Annotated in this window: 14 protein-coding genes and 2 pseudogenes; 3 read left to right on the forward strand and 13 right to left on the reverse strand. The window is 41.1% G+C overall.

The features are described from left to right. Positions 1-29: 29 nt before the first annotated feature. Together AOT11_RS04415 and AOT11_RS04420 are read right to left on the reverse strand one after the other, a co-directional pair. The gene (locus AOT11_RS04415) at positions 30-2,483 is read right to left on the reverse strand and encodes an SIR2 family protein (protein ID WP_017419716.1); all 2,454 of its coding nucleotides are present in this window, start codon (positions 2,481-2,483) and stop codon (positions 30-32) included. Between the two features lie 129 nt (positions 2,484-2,612). Then, positions 2,613-3,408 (reverse strand): annotated as a pseudogene (locus AOT11_RS04420) (IS5 family transposase). Positions 3,409-3,824: 416 nt separating this feature from the next. On the opposite strand from AOT11_RS04420, the gene AOT11_RS04425 reads away from it, so the two are divergent. Further along, positions 3,825-4,685, forward strand: a complete 861-nt coding sequence (locus tag AOT11_RS04425) for a thymidylate synthase (protein WP_017419718.1) — start codon at positions 3,825-3,827, stop codon at positions 4,683-4,685. Positions 4,686-4,717: 32 nt separating this feature from the next. Here the strand turns inward: AOT11_RS04425 and AOT11_RS04430 are convergent, their stop codons facing one another. From AOT11_RS04430 to rppH, 9 genes and pseudogenes are all read right to left on the reverse strand, one after another. After that, positions 4,718-5,191 (reverse strand): hypothetical protein, encoded by a 474-nt coding sequence (locus AOT11_RS04430; RefSeq protein WP_017419719.1) that lies wholly within the window; start codon positions 5,189-5,191, stop codon positions 4,718-4,720. Then, entirely contained in the window at positions 5,191-7,254 is a 2,064-nt protein-coding gene (locus tag AOT11_RS04435; protein WP_017419720.1) for a hypothetical protein, read from the reverse strand. Before AOT11_RS04435 ends, AOT11_RS04430 begins: the two co-directional genes overlap by 1 nt. Before the next feature lie 2 nt (positions 7,255-7,256). Continuing rightward, a complete protein-coding gene (locus AOT11_RS04440) occupies positions 7,257-9,812 on the reverse strand; it encodes a tyrosine-type recombinase/integrase (protein WP_017419721.1) in 2,556 nt (851 codons plus the stop codon). Further along, the gene (locus AOT11_RS04445) at positions 9,809-11,062 is read right to left on the reverse strand and encodes a tyrosine-type recombinase/integrase (protein ID WP_017419722.1); all 1,254 of its coding nucleotides are present in this window, start codon (positions 11,060-11,062) and stop codon (positions 9,809-9,811) included. Before AOT11_RS04445 ends, AOT11_RS04440 begins: the two co-directional genes overlap by 4 nt. 146 nt (positions 11,063-11,208) lie before the next feature. Then, a pseudogene (locus AOT11_RS04450) lies at positions 11,209-11,766 on the reverse strand (thymidylate synthase); the annotation flags it as partial. 9 nt (positions 11,767-11,775) lie between these two features. Beyond that, positions 11,776-12,591, reverse strand: coding sequence for a prolipoprotein diacylglyceryl transferase (gene lgt, locus AOT11_RS04455; RefSeq protein WP_011078605.1), 816 nt, complete (start codon positions 12,589-12,591; stop codon positions 11,776-11,778). Positions 12,592-12,630: 39 nt separating this feature from the next. Further along, on the reverse strand, positions 12,631-13,422 hold the full coding sequence (locus AOT11_RS04460) for a sulfite exporter TauE/SafE family protein (protein ID WP_017419724.1): 792 nt from the start codon (positions 13,420-13,422) through the stop codon (positions 12,631-12,633). Positions 13,423-13,428: 6 nt separating this feature from the next. After that, the gene (ptsP, locus tag AOT11_RS04465; protein ID WP_017419725.1) at positions 13,429-15,675 is read right to left on the reverse strand and encodes a phosphoenolpyruvate--protein phosphotransferase; all 2,247 of its coding nucleotides are present in this window, start codon (positions 15,673-15,675) and stop codon (positions 13,429-13,431) included. 2 nt (positions 15,676-15,677) lie between these two features. Further along, on the reverse strand, positions 15,678-16,196 hold the full coding sequence (gene rppH, locus AOT11_RS04470; RefSeq protein ID WP_011078608.1) for an RNA pyrophosphohydrolase: 519 nt from the start codon (positions 16,194-16,196) through the stop codon (positions 15,678-15,680). Positions 16,197-16,814: 618 nt separating this feature from the next. Here rppH and mutH point away from each other — a divergent pair. Then, entirely contained in the window at positions 16,815-17,498 is a 684-nt protein-coding gene (gene mutH, locus AOT11_RS04475) for a DNA mismatch repair endonuclease MutH (protein WP_026050209.1), read from the forward strand. Here the strand turns inward: mutH and AOT11_RS04480 are convergent. Next, positions 17,485-17,796, reverse strand: a complete 312-nt coding sequence (locus AOT11_RS04480; protein ID WP_017419727.1) for a DUF6482 family protein — start codon at positions 17,794-17,796, stop codon at positions 17,485-17,487. The genes mutH and AOT11_RS04480 overlap by 14 nt on opposite strands. Positions 17,797-17,994: 198 nt before the next feature. On the opposite strand from AOT11_RS04480, the gene AOT11_RS04485 reads away from it, so the two are divergent. After that, positions 17,995-19,029: an NADP(H)-dependent aldo-keto reductase gene (locus AOT11_RS04485; protein ID WP_017419728.1), complete on the forward strand. Its 1,035-nt coding sequence runs from the start codon at positions 17,995-17,997 to the stop codon at positions 19,027-19,029. Between the two features lie 39 nt (positions 19,030-19,068). Here the strand turns inward: AOT11_RS04485 and AOT11_RS04490 are convergent, their stop codons facing one another. After that, the gene (locus AOT11_RS04490; protein ID WP_011078612.1) at positions 19,069-19,320 is read right to left on the reverse strand and encodes a hypothetical protein; all 252 of its coding nucleotides are present in this window, start codon (positions 19,318-19,320) and stop codon (positions 19,069-19,071) included. Between the last annotated feature and the right edge of the window lie 29 nt (positions 19,321-19,349).

Consider the following 19,349-nt stretch of genomic DNA (forward strand, 5'->3'; position numbering starts at 1 on the left):
GCATTTTGTCCACCCTCTGGGCATGTTGTTTACTTTCTTATGTTTTGAATTGAGCTAGTTATTTCTATCAATATATCTTCTGCTAAATAGATAAATTTAACCATCTTGCTGTTATGATGTATGTCGTCATTTAAGTTATGACATTTAGCCTGCTCTAACAGCCTCTTACACGCATGTTCAAAAGCTACTTTATTTTTATTATTGAAACTTTGGAACTTCGTGTCATAAACTTTTTTATATAGCAAAACCTGTCTGAATTTCCGCCCTTCGATAGGCAAGCTATCTAGAAGCTTGTGAGCTTTTTCGAAAAGCTGATAAGACTCTGAAGCGTTGTTTGTGTCTATACATTGATTAAGATACAGGCGAGCCTGTTGAGTATCTATGTTATCAGTATGATAAGATCCATTTTTGGCTTCAGCCTTTTGGTATGCGTTAGTTAGATAATTCTGAGCCCTAGGATAGTCAGAGAAAGACAGTCGACACATTGCGTATTGAACCCAGTAGTGAGGGCTTTCAATCAACCATGTGCATCTAAACTTCAATTGTTCGTAATATCTATCTAAAACGGCCTGATTTTGAGGTAGTATTCTTTCAACCACATGAAATCTCAGCAGTGATTTAAATATTTTCTTTATTTCAATCTCTTGGTCTTTTATTGAATCTGTTCTCTCAACGATATCTAGGAGAGTATCTCTTACATAAATGTCTGAAAAAGTATTGTTTAACAAAGATAAAGACAAAATACTCGACTTTGATTTGATTGTCGTTCCAGTAAGTTTGAAAAGTTGCTTAAATGGGTCTAGTTCTCTAAGTGAAATGTTATAAATCGCATTAGAACCAGATATTTCAGACACTAAACTAGCTGTTGGATTAACATTTGCCACTTCACAAACACAAATAGCGAATACTGTTTTCTTAAACTCAGTATTGCTATAAATTAATTCAGTCTGTTGTTGGATTTTAGTTTTAATATTTGGACTATTCAGAAGCCCTAGAAGCAGTAAAGATATTTGGGAACCATATTTTTCAGCTACCAACTTACCTTTTCTTTCAAGAGATAACGCAGAAAAATCCTGCCATGCCGCTAAGTTATCTATAATTTTAACTGCATTTTCGATTTCTTTGCTCGATAGTAAATCGACATGATGCTCGATGAAATCTAGCGACTCCATGCTCTTGAGGTTACTTGAATTTCTATCAGCAAATATGTAAAGCAAATTGTCAAACCTAGTCTCATAGATATGCTTAACTAGATCTGGGTAGTTTGAAAAGTTATCAACTATAACTACAGCGTTACGCTCATGCTTAGAGATTATATCAAGATCGGAAATGTAATCCCCACCATTGTCACATAATGTATAGGTGTGGTATCCATTTGTAGTAAGCTCATAGGCTAACATCTCTAGAATTATTGATTTTCCATTACCTAGGTCACCAATAAGAAGTAAGTTGTTGTTGCTTTTTATGTTATCAAGGCAGACGGACACAATATCACGTTTGATGAAGTAAGGTATCGACTCTATCCTTCGAAGTGCATCATGCAACTTTTCTGTTTCGTAGTCGCCATAGAGAAAAAGCTTTTCACTATCAATATCACGAAAATCAGTTTGGCCTTCGTAAACTTCATGCTTAATTAAAGAGTCGGTAAATATAATACCTTCTTCTACCTCTTGTTTTGTTACATTCTTGGCTAATTCAGAAAAACCATCGATACCTATAGGTAATACATGACCATATTTTCTGAGTGTAAAAATCTCCTTGAAGTCAGCCCCATCTCTTACAATAAAGTATGTTTTCTCTTGCAGTGAAGGGTTTTCAAAAAGGAACTTTTTTACATCCATGTCGTACATGGAGTAACCCATAAAAACAATGGCACTTGCAGTTTCCAAGTCTTTCTTGAAGTGATAATACCAATCTGAATTTACGAAAGAATCAGGAGAAAGGTATGAAGAGTTTGAAAGTTTGATTTTAGATATTAAATCTTCGGGTTCCGCACCTTCAATTTTTCCGTTGATATGAAGGCAAACATTATCCTTTCTTAAGTAGGTTATCGGATTATATGATAAGTCTACAGATTCGATGCGCTTACCTGCATTTAAGCTCGCTAGTTCAATAGAGTTATCATAGTTAGTTGTAAAAAACCTTCTCCATGGAAGCTTACATATATTCTCATGGCTATGTGATACCGCTTTAAGAGTATAGTTATCTTTAAGTAATTCTAATATGGAGTCATGATCTATATACTCAATTGCCACATCGGCAGCGAACATCAAGTCATCTGATTCTTCCAAATTTGATAGTGAACATAGCTTTTTTGCAAGTGCGCCTGCCATGGGGGGAACGGTATTCAGAACGTTTGTTGTTCCAAAAGAAAAGCCAGCGCCTGTAAATACTATAGCTTTACCTGTAGAGATTCTTCGCTTGAGCAGCTCGGTATCTACTTCTTGAGTTTTCGCTTTAGTTATATCAAAACCTTTTAGCATAAAGTTTTCTCCCAGCGGCAATTGTATTATTGAGCATTGCTGTGTTTTCACCAACATTTGAATTAGTATATTCAATTAATCCACTGAGCTGTAAGCATTTTCTAGTATCGAGTTCAAAAAACTAAGAATCTATCCCAAAAGGGATTTATTCCAAACAATGAGGCCACAAGCAAAATGCAGCATGGCCTCGTAGTTTTCTATTTTCTTTTCCCAACGAACAAGCAATCTACGATAACGATTTAGCCAACTATGGGTTCGTTCCACAACCCAACGATGAGCCTTAAAATCATCCGATTGTTTTAAACTCGCGGCCTCTTCAGCCCGTGATTGAACATGGGGAATGTAGTTCAAAGCGACCAACTCATCATGTAACCACTGCCCTGTATAACCTTTGTCCAGATACAATGGCACTTTCAAAGGTGGGCGATAACACTCTAATGCATCTAAAGTTTGCAGTACCAACTTGATGTCGTGGACATTCGCCCCGTCGCTGACAACGGCAAGGGGCAATCCATTCACGTCCGTCAACAAACTGCGTTTTACGCCTTGTTTCGCTCTATCTGTTGGGTTCTTACCTGTTTTTTTGAGCCAGCTAAAGGCGCTTTAGTTTGGCAGCCATCCATTGATATCGAACGCCAATCAACACCCTCGTAAATCAGGTCATTTTGCCAAAATCGCTCAAAGAGTCCTGCGTCCGCCACTCTTGAAAGCGACGATGTGCAGAGCTAGAGGTACAAATACCAGTCGCATTTAGCGCATTCCACTGACAACCTGTTCTGAGAACAAAAAGAATTCCGTTCATGGCATCACGATTATCGACTCTCTTTCGGTGTGTTCCGAGAGGATGGTTAGTCTTATGGATAGGCAGCAGAGGCTCAATTTTGGCCAAAAGAGCATCAGAGATTAGGTATTGTGTTGAACTCATTTACAATATTTCCGATAGGTGTTTATTTAACTCAGACAACACCTATTGAGATAGGTTCTAATGTTTGAATAGCCACCAGAATTATAGGCAAATTTACTATTACCTAAAGTAAGTCAATTAATGGCAAAAAAAGCGTCTTAAACTTCAGGCTAACAAGCTTCGGGGCACTTCTGAGTTACCAAATATCAAAATTGAAGGTTCTAGATAAAGCCATACCAGTGATTTTGCTATATTAGCTAAACAAAAACTAGGAAGGAAGCCTTCCCATAACTGGGCCTGCATCGTCACGAGCCTTTGAGCCTAGGCATTTTTTCCCCCGTTACCCTACCAAGATAAATGAGACAAAAAGTCAGTTTTGATGTAAACATCGAAGGATAAAATTGATATGATCAAAGAAAAGATACTTGGTATACAACATGAAAACTAATTCCAGCCAATATGAAGATTTGTGTAAGCGAATCATCGCTGAAGGCACTTGGGTAGAGAACGAAAGAACAGGAAAGCGATGCTTAACCATCATTAATGCAGATTTAGAATACGATGTTGCCGCTAATGAATTTCCTTTAGTTACAACACGTAAAGCTTTTTGGAAAAGTGCTATCGCTGAAATGCTTGGTTACTTGCGCGGGTATGACAATGCCGCTGATTTTCGAAAGCTCGGCACAAAGACTTGGGATGCTAACGCAAACTTGAATGAAGCGTGGTTAAGCAATCCACACCGTAAAGGTGAGGATGATATGGGTCGTGTCTATGGTGTTCAAGGTAGATCATGGTCAGGGCCAGATGGTGTAGTCATTGACCAGTATAAGAAAATTATCAATGACTTGAGAAAAGGAATTGATGATCGGGGTGAAATCCTCTCTTTCTACAATGTCGGTGAATTCCATATGGGTTGTTTGCGTCCGTGTATGTACAACCACCATTTTTCATTGCTTGGTGACACGCTATATTTGAATAGCACTCAGCGTAGCTGTGATGTGCCATTGGGCTTGGTCTTCAACCAAGTTCAAGTGGCTTGGCTGCTCCAAATTACAGCTCAAATAACTGGATTGAAGGCTGGTAAGGCGTTCCATAAAATTGTCAATGCCCACATCTATGAAGATCAACTAGAGCTAATGAAAGAGCAAGTAACACGACAACCATATGCAGCGCCAAAACTGATTATTAATCCCAAAATAAAATCACTAGAAGACTTGGAAACGTGGGTTACTGTTGATGATTTTGAGGTTGTAGACTACCTGCACCACGAACCAATCAAATATCCATTTGCTGTTTAGCAAGACTTACGGGGTATACTTCAAGCATAAGTCTACCCCCCATCCTCACTAACTAAGCTTTCTAATAACTCTATTCTTTCCTGAAGGACTTTCCGCTCTTTACTAAGTTCTTCTTTGTACCACTCTAAACTCTCATTTGTCTGGTTTAATCGTTTTCTTAGTTTATCTAATTCTCTTTCTGACTCAGAGTAGAGCGTAAACCAGTGTAAAATCTCAAGCTTTGATTGCTCGAGTAAATTCTGCAAGTTTTCTTCTTGTTGTTTTTTGCTAACTTTGTCGCGATTTAAGTCTACTTTTCGCTTCCGTCTAATACTCTCAAGCTCTTGACTGACCCACCCCCTAGAGCCATTTTCTGCGAAAGAGTTACGATGCATTTGAGTCAGTTCGGCAAGTTGATTTTTAGTCGCAGCCAGCTTCTTATCCCTACTTATAGCATCCAGCGCAGCCCATATTTTATTCGTATTTTCTTCATACAGTGCTTGATTCTTTTCATCATATTCAGCCATCAGATCAACGCCTCACCTAAATACTCTAATACTCTTTTCGACTCTTCTATCGCTTCAATTATTTGATCCTGCCTGTCTTCGTACCCCGCAGCACCAACCAGTTTTATATTATCAAAGTATATTTCGCGCCACTTTGGAGCATTTGCTTTTCCCACTATAGCATTGCGACAGCGTACTGGGTTGCACCTTAAACCGCCGATGCATGGCAAGCTATCATCAAAATCTTCTACTCCACCAAAGCAGTAACCACTGCCCACATTAATGATCGCTATACCTTGATCAACCATTGCTTCGTATATTTCTTCTTCTGAATATCCAGCTTCCATGCAGCCATTGAAGAACTTCTTAATATTTGAGAGGTGTTCATCTGCTTTTCCTCCCATGTATTTGCCATTCGGGTCAAAGTTGGCTTTAACTGCCTCTAATTCAGCAACATGCCTTAAGTCTAACGATTTAGACTTACCACTGACGCTTGTCAACTGATTAGCTATACCGCCATAGCCAATTGTTGTTTGACTAACTTTACCTTTACGTGAAAGCTCATCTGTTGCTGAAACTATGTGTTTTAGCTGGTAAGAAATAACAGGTAAACCGACATCTGCTCTAAACATTTGGTGCGCTAAACTGTGCCTAAATACATAGCCGTTGAGCTTAGTGGGAATATCTTTGTCAGATAGCCCCGTTAATACCAAGAAGGCACTTTTAATAGTGTGAGTGAGGTTTGGCATTGGGGTATTTATATCATTTGGCTTTAAGGTATCAACGTTTGCAAATACATATGTGTTTTGAAAAACTTTACCGCCTATCAATTCAACCACTTTTAGTGCATCGATCATGATTGGTACTGCTACCCAGCGGTCGTTAAATAAATTCCATCTGTTATCTCGACCCTTATGTTCTTCCGATACAATGGTGTTGTCTTTTAAGTCTAGGCAGCTATCAATCTCTAAATCTGAATACACATTTGGTCTTGCTCCCATCAGACTTCCGATGACCCATAAAGCAGAGTAAAAAGCTTTATTAATTGCAATTCGAAAAGGTTCACTAGAACCAAATTTTTTCCTAAATTTCTCCACGACCATTGCATTCGTCGGTGGAAAATTAGAATTAAATATCACTATTTCATTCTCAGGGAAAACTTCGTTGATATAACCTATTGTATATCCTTTATTGCTCAAACGATAAGCGCCATAGTTCTCAAAGTCTTGCTTTGAATATAAAAACTCAGTGTACCTTGAAGCTAGTGTTTGGTAATGCTTATCCATAACAGGATCATTTACGTTTTCTTCAACCGCCTTTAAAAAACTCACAACATTAAATGAAGCCATCTTTAGAGCCAAGTCAAAATTAATTGTTTCAAGGTAAGACAGTTTTTTTTTGGGCTTATCGCTGTTATTTTTATGAATATCTTTATATGCTTTTTTTATTGCATCATAATCAGTAGCACATTCAATACCAATAACTTCTTTGGCTTTATGGCTATTTACGTAATCAAAAAACCTACTATAATCTCTGTTATTATCATTCCCGGATGATAATTTTAATGTCGTTTTTTGAGCTGCCTCTTCAAAATCTAGCTGCGTAATATCTGAGATTCTACTGTACCTTGCTTGTACAAATTCTTTACCTAGTCGCTTCTCTACTTCAGAAAAGACAAAATCCAAGAAATTAAGTCCTCCTTTGAATGCACTAATCAGAGTATTGGGCTTAAGTGCATTTTTCTTTCTACCGAACTCTTTTGGTGAAGCATAAACAATCAAAAACAAGCACTTCATCTCAGTAATAATTCCCAATGGAATATGCGTATAGGTAGAAAAATCAAGTTGGACTTTTGCTAAGCCAACAGAAGCAGCTCGCTTTGAGGTTTCAACATCATAATCCCACAACATGTCACGAAATACACTTTTGACAGAAACTGGCAATAGGGCGAGTTTCGCTACATACGCGTCGATCCGATCACTTACCACTACGGAGTCAACTTTATTTAAAATCATCAGGTTAGAGAAAACACCTTTCCAATGACTGTCTATTTTTTCCAAATGTTGTAAGTGTTGTTTATCCATTGTTATCGGCCCCAGTTATCTAACATGGTGGTTTCAATAAATAACGAGTCTTCTTTCGCTTGCGTTAAAATATCTTCATCAAACTCTGAGGTTTCAGGATTCAAGATGTCATCCAGTAATGAGAGGTTCTCTAACACAACCACATAGTAGGGCGTATGGACAACTTCGCCACTTTCTAGTGTTGCCAAATAGTCTCTTTGCATAGCAAACAACTCTGGAAGGTGCTTCTCTGTCAGCATCACATTTTCACAAGATAAACACTTGTTGTATTGAGAGCAGGGCTTTCCCTTCACGTATAAAGATGACTTTTTGATAAAATCAGGTGGATCAAATATGTTTTTGCAACCGCCAAGCGGAGTTTTCATGATAATCTGGCTTTCATCAAATTTTCGATGTTGGTGATAACTAGATTCGGGTTTACCTGAATGAGCGGCATTATTATAAATATCTTCTATTGCTTTTCTTGCTTTTTCTTTTATAACCCTATCGAATTCTAATTTTTCTAGATAATTCATTGTCGTATAAATAGAAGAGTGCCCTAGCAGATATTGGATTTCTCTAAGCGAGACTCCTGCTTCAACTAACTCACTCACAAGCGTAGGCCTGAATCTAGTAGTGGTAAGCACCAAAGGCTCACCATCATCATTTTTTAACTGATATTCCTCGATTAGTTCTGAATACAGGCTAGACATAGAACTTTCATTCATCGCTTTGGGTACTGTTTCAAAATTTATAAAAAGCCGCTTTGATAACTCAGGTGAGACGTATTCTCTCGCTTCACATGTCAAAAGAGCGACCTCATTAAATATGGTTTCAACAAATTGCTTTTGACTCACTGTCAACCATTGTAGATTGGCGTGGAATAGATCAAGATGTAACATCTTTTCACCTGTTGAGCGCTCTTTCCAGTAAGTAAGGCACGGTTTATTTGTGAGCGGGTGATGCTCTTGGTAGTCATCCATATCAAGTTCTAAAATAGAGTTTAAATTCATACCCAATACTTGTGCCATTTTTAATACATATACGCCAACGGCACGCGTTGTAACTCTCCGATTTTTCACTCCCCAATCATCGTAGAGTTCAGGAAGAGAAAGCCTTCTTGTTGAAATAAAACTAATAAACTTTCCCTGTCCTTCAGTACGCTCTTTTGAATCGTAATAAGTGGGTATGCAGTTACAATCATCTTCAAAAATAATCCTTGCTTGGATTTTTGAATCATTAAGATTAGCACTCTCTCTATCTAATTTTTGATATGGAGCTAACTTCTTCTTAGCTAACGCCATCTCTTCCTTTAGCATTTTACGTAACTGCTTTCTCTCATTTGGCGAGTATGGCTTATATGCTATCGACTCTCTGACAATCTCAAATCCATCGGTGGTGTAATAATTGAAGTCAAAATTCCGAACTAATTTAAGTTTATCTAGCGTCATTCTCGCGGATGACAAAATAGTGTTTGCCGATGATGTTGATAGCTCGGCATTACCAACTTTACCACCAAGGTATTCTTTGAAATCTCTTAAAGACCATGCTCCAATGCACTTATTCAGACCACTGTCTGAGGAGACTCCTTTACTTTCTAAAAAGTCACAGTAATGCTTATATCCGATGTAGTAATTGTCAATTCCTGATTTCGAAGTGGCTTTTAAAGACCCAACTGCAAAGGCATGTTGTACATCCCCGTAGTATCCATTTTCAGAGCTAAAGTCATCAATTGACACCAGTGGTTTATCTCGAAGTTTAAGGAATGCTGATATATTACTTTCTTCTTTATCTAAAGCTTTTTCTGCACGTATTTCATTACGCTCTTTTACTGATTTGTAATTAGTTTTTTTGAGTTCAGAGATCTCACTTGAGAATTTTTGAAATTCTGCCTGTAATAATGGAAGCATTACTCTCATGCGCTCTGGTGGGATAAGATGACTAAAAGCCAATTTGTCAATAGCATTTCCCCACATTGGGAGTGCTAGTTTTTCTTCATCTGTTAAGCTATTTTTCCACTTAATAAAAATTCTCCGATTATTAAGGTCATAACCGACAGAATGACTACTATCTTTAATTTGACTATATGGGAGAGAGACTTCGTATTTCAACAACAGTTGGTTAAGTTGACCTCTCAGATCAAGTAAAGCAGGCTTATCGAGGATTTTTGGTTTACATGAAAACTTGTTTGCCAAATATGTTTTATTTATAAGCCCAAATTTATCAAAGTAACTATCTAGATCTCCATTGACCAACTTTGATTTTCCAACCTTGTTTGTTAACTCTACACTCCACAATAGATCTGGATTAACTTTACAATCAGAGATAAAATCAAGCATTAATTTTTTTATTACTTCATCATCATCATTAAATAATACACCTAACCCCTTAAGCTCTTTTTCGATCTCAAGAATATCTTTTTTTAGATACCCCCGTAATTTGAAGTACTCAATTTCTGTATTAATAAAAAGGTCGCGCAAGTCAATTTTATTCCGACTGATGGGGACTATTTTCTTTTGGTCAACACTTAACCCTTGCCACCATTCAATGAGAAGTTCCCTACATTCATCAATACTCAACTCAAGCCCCCTTTATTCGTTCTAGTCCGTTTTTTTAGTTTTTCCATCAGTTGGTATCTTTTCAAAGCTATACCATTGCTATCCAAGAATCGTTCCCAGACTCCAACAGGAATTTTTGTATATTTTTGTGTTGTATCTAGTGACTTATGCCCAAGGCATTGTTGAAGCAATAACAGCCTATCAAGCTGCGTCTTACCTAAGTCTTCGGAGTTGAGAAGCATTGCTCCAAAACCATGTCTAATCTTATGTGGTGACAATGGATCTTTAATTAGCCCAAGCTTTAAAGCTCTTTTAGATAGCTTAGTGATTAACTTGCTGACTGACCTTTCATTATAAGGATTACCATTTTGATTTAGAAAGGCAGGCATGGGGACCTTGCCCCATTTTCGTTTGTGCTTTCTATATTCGAGACTTGAGTTATATTTTTGGACTCTATTGAGAGTTTCTTTTGTAATAACCGTATATCGATATTTAGATTCTCTAGCACGCCCCTTGTTGCCTTTAATTTCCATCGCGACATATTGGCTAGATATTTGAAAGGTCTCACTATCTACAATTACACTCTGTCGATATGCTCTGGATAGTTTCAAGATATCTTCGTGAAGAATATCTTTAACTTCTGCTCGGCGTACACCAGAGTCATATAAGAATTGGATGAGACACCTTTCACTTTCATGATTAGAAACAAGAATCAAAGCCTCTATATCTAAGAACTGTGCAGGCTTAATTAATGATTCTTTAGCCGTAACGGATAGGCTTCCATTTTTATAAGGATCTTCTTCTCTAATGAGCTTGTAGCCAGTGGGGGGGGCACACAAAAAATGAGAGAAAAACTTTCCATACGTAGCGTCTCTATTGGATATGGTGCTCCCCATTAAGGCATGCTTAACTGACTCGTCTTTATTTTTATCGTTTCTACAGTATTTAAAGTACTTCTGAATTTCATTGGTGTGTACTGTCAACAGACAATCATCGCGTTTGGAACCGATGTGGTTCTTATCATACGTTGTCAGGTACTTGACCAAATAGAGCAAGTTATTTGCGTAAGTTATTACGGATTTATCACTATGGTTATACCTATAGTATGTTAGGAAATCAGAGATAAGTGGCAACAATTCCATTTGGTCATTGAAAACGGCTACCCCTTCTTCCAGAAAAAGGACATTGGGATACATATCACTGCTTTCATGAGCAACAGAGGTTGATGTATCAATCTTCCCACCAGAAGAAATTATAACTGCCTTATCCATAAACCCTCGAACTGTGCATTGATAATCAGATTAACCTTTACTGATAACGTATTGTGCAACTTAAACATAGCACAATAATTTCATATGCAACTAGGCTGGAGGGTTTTGTTTATTATTGATTGTGCATTTTGTGATAAGGGTTATAAAAGAGGCACGTCACACGAACGTTGTGTGCTGTTGAGGTATAACGTATCACCCAGCAGTGAGAAGTGATGGCTGTACATGCAAGGGCGCAAGCAGCCCATATGAAATTCACCTGGGTTATAGAAATTGAGGATCTCACCGCGATCGTCTACTCCGCACGTCAGGTCATCGACAATTTTACGCAATTGGTCGATATGGCCACCGTCAGGTTTTGCCCAAGCACGACCTTGCACGCCGTAGACACGCCCCATGTCATCTTCGCCTTTGCGATATGGGTTATTCAACCAAGCGTCATTGAGATTGGCGTTCGCATCCCAGGTTTTCGTGCCTAACTTGCGAAAATCTTCCGCATTATCATAGCCTCGAATGTAGCCAAGCAACTCTGCAACTGCCGCCTTCCAGAAACTCTTACGCGTGGTAACCAAAGGAAACTGATTGTTGGCAACATCGTAGGTTAAATCCGCGTTTATCACAGTAAGGCAGCGCTTACCGGTGCGTTCATTTTCAACCCAGTGCCCTTCATCAACGATGCGATGGCACAATTCTAAATATTGTTTCACTTCAATTCCTTACTTCACGGTTACTTTGTCTTGATAGTGGCCACGTTTATAAGCCCAAGCCATCAGTGCCAATCCACCAATAATCATCGGTGACGACAAGATCTGTCCCATTGAAATGAAACCACCAAACAGACCTAGTTGCGCATCCGGCTCACGCACGTATTCAACGAGGAAACGGAATGTACCATAACCAGCAAGGAATAAACCAGATACGGATCCTAAAGGTCTCGGTTTGCGGATAAACCAGTTGAGGATAAAGAACAGCACCACACCTTCTAATGCCATCTCATACAATTGCGAAGGGTGGCGTGGTAGTGGTCCGCCTGTTGGGAACACCATCGCCCAAGGCACATCGGTTACTCTGCCCCAAAGTTCGCCATTCATAAAATTGCCTAAACGCCCTACCCCTAAACCAAATGGCACTAACGGAGCAACGAAATCTGCCACTCCGAAGAAAGTTCGGCCATTTTTCTTCGCGTACCAGAGCATCGCCGTAATGACACCCAGCAAGCCGCCATGGAAAGACATGCCACCAGTCCAGACTTTAAACAGATAAATCGGATCGGCGAGGAAAAGATCGAAGTTATAGAACAGCACGTATCCAATACGACCACCAAGCACAACGCCAAGAAATCCAGCGAACAGCAAATCCGAAACTTGTTCACGCGTCCAGCCACTGCCCGGTTTGTCTGCTCGGCGGTTGGCAAGCCACATCGCAAACAAAAAACCAAATAGATACATCAACCCGTACCAACGAACAGAGATGGGTCCTATCGAGAAAAAGACGGGGTCGATATTAGGAAAAGGCAGGTAACCCTGAGACATAATGAAGTACTCTTAATCATCAACTTTGAAATAACGCGGCTAGACTAACATGCTGAGCGCGACAAACATTAAAAATAACGCAAAGATTTTTTTCAGCTTTGCCGTTGGAAGCGTGGTGGCCCAACGAGCACCAATTCGAGTGGTGAGCATTGAGGTGCCAGCAATCGCCAACAGGGCTGGTAGATAAACATAGCCCACACTGTAATCAGGTAATGACGCGACACTGTAGCCATGCAGGATGAATCCCGTCATCCCCGCTATCGCAATCACACAGCCGCATACCGATGAGGATCCGACAGCTTTGCGCATTTCAACGCCGTGTCGGTTAAGAAACGGTACCGATAAAGAACCGCCACCGATCCCTGCTAAACTCGATACCACACCGATACCTGTACCATACAGCATAGTGACTGGGCTGCTTGGCATTGCGCGGGTTGTCGTCACTCGAATCGAGCGGAACATCTGCAGTGCCAAGAATAAAACGATAACCCCAAAGACTCTCGGCAAATATTGGGTTGGGATCCATTCGGCGATATTCGCTCCGACAAATCCACCAATCACCACGCCCGGCATCAGCCACTTCACGACGAAGATATCCACGTTGCCCAATTTGAGATGATTCAACGCTGAAGAGCCCGAAGTGACAATAATACTGGCCAAAGACGTTGCTAACGCCATATGCATGCTCAATTCAGCGGGAATACCAGCCCACGGCAATAAGTAAAGCAACGCGGGCACTACGATCAAACCACCACCTATGCCTAATAACCCTGCCATCACGCCAACAAACGCACCCAGCACCAACAACACACTCAATAATTCAAACGTCACAACAACCTACTTCTTACCTGCGCGGATAAAACCGGCAAAATCATGATTAATAAAATAATCCCGCATCAACTGGTGAATATCCTTGCCATAAGAAAGCGACAAAGCTTGTTGAGATAAGGCTTGTAAATCGCTCAATTGGCTATGGCGAATCAAATATTTGATCCGCGCGACGTTTGAGGTGTTCATGCTCAAACTGCGGTAACCCAAACCAAGCAGAAGTAATGCGCCAAATGGGTCTCCCGCTAACTCGCCACAAATACAAACGGGTAAGTGGTATTGTCCACACTGCTGGTAAATCTGCTGCAGGGCTTGCAAGACCGCTGGGTGCAACGATTCATAGACATCAGAAACCCGTGCGTTGTTCCGATCCACAGCCAATAAATATTGCGTTAAGTCGTTTGTCCCCACCGAGACAAAATCCACGCGCTGAGCAATCGATGGAATCAAATAGACCATCGAGGGAACTTCAATCATCACGCCAATCTGTGGCATCACGACGCGTTCATCAAGCAACACGACCTCATGATAAGCTTGCTGAATCAAACGAATGGCGTCATCAAGCTCTCCGACACCAGAAATCATCGGCAAGAGAATGCTCAAATTGCCATACTCAGCACTGGCTCGTAACATCGCCCGTAACTGGATAAGAAAGATGTCTGGATGATCTAAGGTAAAACGGATCCCACGCCAGCCTAAAAAGGGGTTATCCTCTTCAATAGGCAAGTAAGGCAGCGGTTTATCACCGCCAATATCTAAGGTGCGCATCACCACACGCTGCTGAGGGTAACTACTCAAAATAGCGCGATATTGCTGATATTGCTCATCCTCAGAAGGAAAACGATGTTGCAAGAGAAAAGCAATTTCAGTGCGATACAATCCCACACCATCTACACCAGCGTTGATCGCGATATTACTGTCGGCACTCAAGCCTGCGTTGAGTAATACCTCTACGTCGACGTCATCCTGAGTTTTCGCAGGCAGCGCAAGCTCCTTGTTCACCATCGCGAACAATTCACTCTCTTCCGTTACAAGGCTGCGGTACTCACGCAAAATCTGGCGATTAGGCTGAATATAAATCTCACCGGAGTAGCCATCGACGATCCCCTGCTTGCCATGCACCTCTTCCAGATTCAGGCTCGCTCCCATGACAGCGGGCACCCCTAGCGCTCTGGATAAAATCGCAGCGTGGGAGTTCGCCGCGCCTTCTAATGCCACCACTGCCAACAGGTATTTTTTCGGTACTGACGCCAAAAGTGAAGCGGTGAGTTCATTGGCAACCAGAATTACCGGTCGCTCAATTCTTGGCTGCTCTTGCTCACTGTTGTGTAAAAAGAACAATAAACGCTGGCCCAACTCACGAATGTCATGCGCTCGCTCTCTCAGGTAAACATCTGACATTCGCGCAAAACGACTGGAATAACTTTCGACCACTTGACGCAATGCCCAGTCCGCGCGATCTCCTCGCTCCACGTGCTTTTTCAAGTCTGTGCGTAACATAGGATCGTTCAGCAAGTGCGTGAAGAGATCAAATATGGCGAGCGCATCTTTATTGATTTCACTGTCGAACTTTTTGCGCATACGGCGAAAATCCGCCAACGCAGCTTCAATTGCAACGGCGAGCCACTCTTGCTCTCGCTCTTTATCGAGTGTCGAGGCAGGGCACACCTCCGACAATATCGGTTGTGAATTGTCATACCAAAACTCACCAATTGCGACCCCACTTGAAGCGGCAATACCCTGCACTGCAGCAGGTTTAGATGCCAATGACCAATGGCCAAGACTTTGTGCATGCGCAATGATGACGGCTAACTGAGCGGATAAAGTGACTAGGAAGGATTCTTCCATCTCGCTGAAAAGTCGTGGTGTTTTCTGCTGGATAACCAGTACGCCCAATACTTTTTTACGATGGATGATCGGCGCGCCTAAAAACGAGTGATACGTTTCTTCGCCTAACTGAGGAAAATATTTGAATGCGGGATGCTTCGAGGCTTCGGCTAAGTTAAGAGGCTCGGCGCTGCGTTTCACTAAGCCAACCAAGCCCTCTTCAAACTGGATGTGAATACTGTCGCCATGAAAAGTCAGGCCTTGCGTTGCCATTAACTCTAGCCGTTGCCTTTCTTCATTCGCCAGATAAATCGTGCAACACTCTGTGCTCAATGCTGTACAAGTTTCTCGTACCAATGTATTCAATGCTTGGTGAACATCCTCGACACGAGAAACTTTTTCAACTATCTCCCTGAGTTGACTCAGCATGGTTACCCTCTTCGTTTAACTTTTTTACCTTTCAATTTACGTTCGCGAAAAGGCATGGCTAACGATGCAAATTCCTTCATCGCTCGGCGATAAACGTCTCGCTTAAATGAAACCACCTGACGTACAGGATACCAATAGCTAACCCAACGCCAACCATCAAATTCAGGAGAGCTACCTTTTTGCATATTGATCTTGGATTCATCGCACTCAAGACGCAAAAGGAACCATTTCTGCTTTTGGCCGATACAAACAGGCTTAGAGTCCCAACGAACCAGTCTTTTTGGTAGTTTATATCTTAACCAATGACGACTGCTCGCAATGATCTTAACGTCTTTGTGCGTTAGACCGACTTCTTCATACAACTCTCGAAACATTGCTTGTTCCGGAGTCTCACCATCATCAATCCCCCCTTGAGGAAATTGCCAAGAGTGTTGCCCGTATCGCTTAGCCCAGAAGACCTGACCATGGTTATTACAAATCACTATACCAACATTTAGCCGGTAACCATCGCCATCTATCACTGGCTAACCTCTAAGATAAGTTTTTTATTACAGTGATTTTTCCACATATCCCCAACAGTAGCAAACTTACTGATGTGATATAGCTAAGATTTATCGTGTTTCAGACCCAATTGAATAACTTTTCAGCACAAAAACAGTTATCAACACAAGTTTGAGACACAGCCCACATTTATTCACCTTTTCTGTGAATAACTTTGTGAAGAATAACTTATTTTCGTCAATGACAGATTCATCATCAATCCATGACAAACACGTCCCCTTTCCAAAAATAAAAAATAGCTTTTAATATTCAATAAATTAAAAACACAAATCAGTTCCACCAGCAAATTAAACCTTGATGATCTTTTGACCACAAACAGATCGGTCAAAGATCATACAATGCTTATTTTATCCACACACAAAGTTTTTAAATTGACTAACATCACCAAAAATCAAGCAAAATATCACTTACCACATACTGTTTATTGATCCATGATTTTACTTTTTACCTTAGAGAGCGCTCTATTCTGTGGATAACTTATTAATAGATCAAAACACCAGCAATGATGATCCTTGATCGTATCGCTTCGATCCGATTCTTTGTTACCATATCGCTTTCCCATTATTACGGCCTTGGTTATGAAACCCATTCCACAAACAGAAGCAGAACTGCTCCAACGAGCGAATCAAATTGCAGGTTGTAGCTTCGCCGAATTGGCAGAAGAGGCAAATATGGACGTTCCTCTGGATCTCAAACGCGACAAAGGTTGGGTGGGGCAACTGCTTGAGTGGCACTTAGGTGCGCCTGCTGGCAGTAAACCACAGCAGGATTTTTCCGATCTTGGTATTGAGTTAAAAAGTATTCCCGTCAGTTATAGCGGCAAACCGCTTGAAACGACGTTTGTCTGCGTAGCACCACTGACGGGTGTGCATGGATTAACGTGGGAAACCAGTCATGTGCGCAACAAACTCTCTCGTGTGTTATGGATTCCGGTTGAAGGGGAGCGAGAAATCCCACTGGCAGAGCGTCATGTCGGTACACCACTGCTTTGGTCTCCCAATGACGATGAAGAAATACTACTCAAAAATGACTGGGAAGAATTGATGGAGATGATCGTATTTGGCCAATTTGATCAAATTTCGGCCCGACATGGCGTGGCTCTTCATCTCAGACCAAAAGCCGCTAACAGCAAAGCACTCACCGAAGCGTATAACATCAACGGAAAACCGATTAAAACACTGCCGCGGGGATTTTATTTACGAACTCAGTTTACCGCTCAGATTTTGCAAAATGCCTTCAACTCATTACTCAATGAGGAGTAAGTTGCAGTTCAATGTCATAGTAAGAAGCCAATCGGTCACTACCAACTTCTTCGTAAACGTTATGCAAACGAAGATACGCTTTCTCCACACCCAATTTCAGTAATTCTTCTTTCACTAAATCCAAAGACGAGAAATGCATCAGTTCCTCCCCTTGTTTAATAGGCTCAAGGTGATGTTTGTATTCTATGGCCAACAGATACTCATTGGCATCAGAGCAACCTATTACGAACATTTTAGGCGGCACATAATGATCATGATGTTTACTGTGTAGCCAAAGATCCAATTGATGTTTCTGCATAGCCTACCTCAACCCGATTTCGCAATTTGTCCATTAGGCTCTAAGTGTAATCCATGATCAATCTGATAGAGCGAGAGAAGCTTTCTTAAGTTGATGAAATTATCAATTATGATATTGCATCTTCTCCTGGGCGTTAAGTCGGCATAAGATGTTGAACAATAGGTAACCGACAATAAATCCAATTAACAAGGAAGTGCCATGCAATACACTAAGCTGCCCCATTCCACGCTTGAGATCAGCAAACTTTGCCTTGGAACCATGACCTTTGGTGAACAAAACTCTCAACAAGACGCTTTCGAACAACTCGATTATGCGGTCGCTCAAGGTATTAATTTTATTGATACTGCAGAAATGTATCCGGTACCACCAAAAGCACAAAGTCAGGGGTTAACGGAGCAGTTTATCGGCAATTGGCTGAGCAAAAGTGGCAAACGCGAAAAAGTCCTCATCGCCACAAAAATAGCTGGCCCTCGCAATGTTCCCTATATTCGCGACAACATGAGCTTAAACCGACGCCATATTCACACAGCGATCGATGATAGCCTGACGCGCCTGCAGACCGATTATGTCGATCTCTATCAATTGCATTGGCCTCAGCGTCAAACCAACTGCTTTGGTCAACTCAACTACCCTTATCCCGATACGCAAGAAGAAGTGACGCTCATTGAAACGCTAGAAGCACTGAATGAACTCGTTAAAGCGGGAAAGGTACGTTATATAGGCGTGTCTAATGAAACCCCTTGGGGCGTAATGACCTTACTGCGTTTAGCCGAAAAACACGACTTGCCAAGAATTGTTTCGATTCAAAATCCATACAATTTGCTCAATCGCAGCTTTGAAGTTGGCTTGTCCGAGATTAGCCACTACGAAGGCGTTCAACTGCTTGCCTACTCTCCGATGGCGTTTGGCACGTTAAGCGGTAAGTACCTCGATGGCGCTCGCCCAAAAGGCGCTCGCTGTACTCTCTTTGAGCGTTTTCAGCGCTACTTTACCCCACAAGGGCTAGAAGCAACCAACGCGTATGTTTCACTCGCCAGAGATTACGGTTTGGATCCCGCGCAAATGGCGCTGGCTTTTGTTAATCAACGCCCATTTGTCGCCAGTAATATCATTGGTGCAACGACTCTCGATCAGCTTAAAGCCAATATCGAGAGTCTCAATGTCAAGTTAGAAGATGAGGTGTTAAATAAAATACAGCAGATTGGTACCACCTACTCCAATCCATGCCCATAACATTGCGGGCTGTAACCACCAAGGTTACAGCCCTTTCGATTACGTCGGTATTCGCGCACTAAGCACACGGCGAATATGACGGATTCGACGCGCGACTTTGACTTCATCCGGAGTGGTGTTTGGGTTCGCTCGACCACCTTCATCTAAACCAATGTCTCTTAGTAAGAAGGCGTTGTTCCAAGGAATTTCATAACTACTACGACGGACACGTTTCGCCCATTCACGTTCTTCACGTTTTAAATCGGCTTGAACCAAAATAGTGGCTAATTTCAAATAAATAGAGTGACGCATTATTTTTCTCCAAATAAAAATGATTGCTG

Origin of the sequence: Vibrio vulnificus NBRC 15645 = ATCC 27562 (assembly GCF_002224265.1) — a bacterium.
GTDB classification, from domain to species: domain Bacteria; phylum Pseudomonadota; class Gammaproteobacteria; order Enterobacterales; family Vibrionaceae; genus Vibrio; species Vibrio vulnificus.

What these genes read in the sequence shown, in the direction of transcription:
- AOT11_RS04445 (WP_017419722.1), bottom strand. Translation starts at nt 11,062, where the DNA reads ATGGATAAGGCAGTTATAATTTCTTCTGGTGGGAAGATTGATACATCA.
- lgt (WP_011078605.1), bottom strand. Translation starts at nt 12,591, where the DNA reads ATGTCTCAGGGTTACCTGCCTTTTCCTAATATCGACCCCGTCTTTTTC.
- AOT11_RS04415 (WP_017419716.1), bottom strand. Translation starts at nt 2,483, where the DNA reads ATGCTAAAAGGTTTTGATATAACTAAAGCGAAAACTCAAGAAGTAGAT.
- AOT11_RS04425 (WP_017419718.1), top strand. Translation starts at nt 3,825, where the DNA reads ATGAAAACTAATTCCAGCCAATATGAAGATTTGTGTAAGCGAATCATC.
- AOT11_RS04490 (WP_011078612.1), bottom strand. Translation starts at nt 19,320, where the DNA reads ATGCGTCACTCTATTTATTTGAAATTAGCCACTATTTTGGTTCAAGCC.
- mutH (WP_026050209.1), top strand. Translation starts at nt 16,815, where the DNA reads ATGAAACCCATTCCACAAACAGAAGCAGAACTGCTCCAACGAGCGAAT.
- AOT11_RS04480 (WP_017419727.1), bottom strand. Translation starts at nt 17,796, where the DNA reads ATGCAGAAACATCAATTGGATCTTTGGCTACACAGTAAACATCATGAT.
- AOT11_RS04435 (WP_017419720.1), bottom strand. Translation starts at nt 7,254, where the DNA reads ATGGATAAACAACACTTACAACATTTGGAAAAAATAGACAGTCATTGG.
- AOT11_RS04485 (WP_017419728.1), top strand. Translation starts at nt 17,995, where the DNA reads ATGCAATACACTAAGCTGCCCCATTCCACGCTTGAGATCAGCAAACTT.
- ptsP (WP_017419725.1), bottom strand. Translation starts at nt 15,675, where the DNA reads ATGCTGAGTCAACTCAGGGAGATAGTTGAAAAAGTTTCTCGTGTCGAG.
- AOT11_RS04430 (WP_017419719.1), bottom strand. Translation starts at nt 5,191, where the DNA reads ATGGCTGAATATGATGAAAAGAATCAAGCACTGTATGAAGAAAATACG.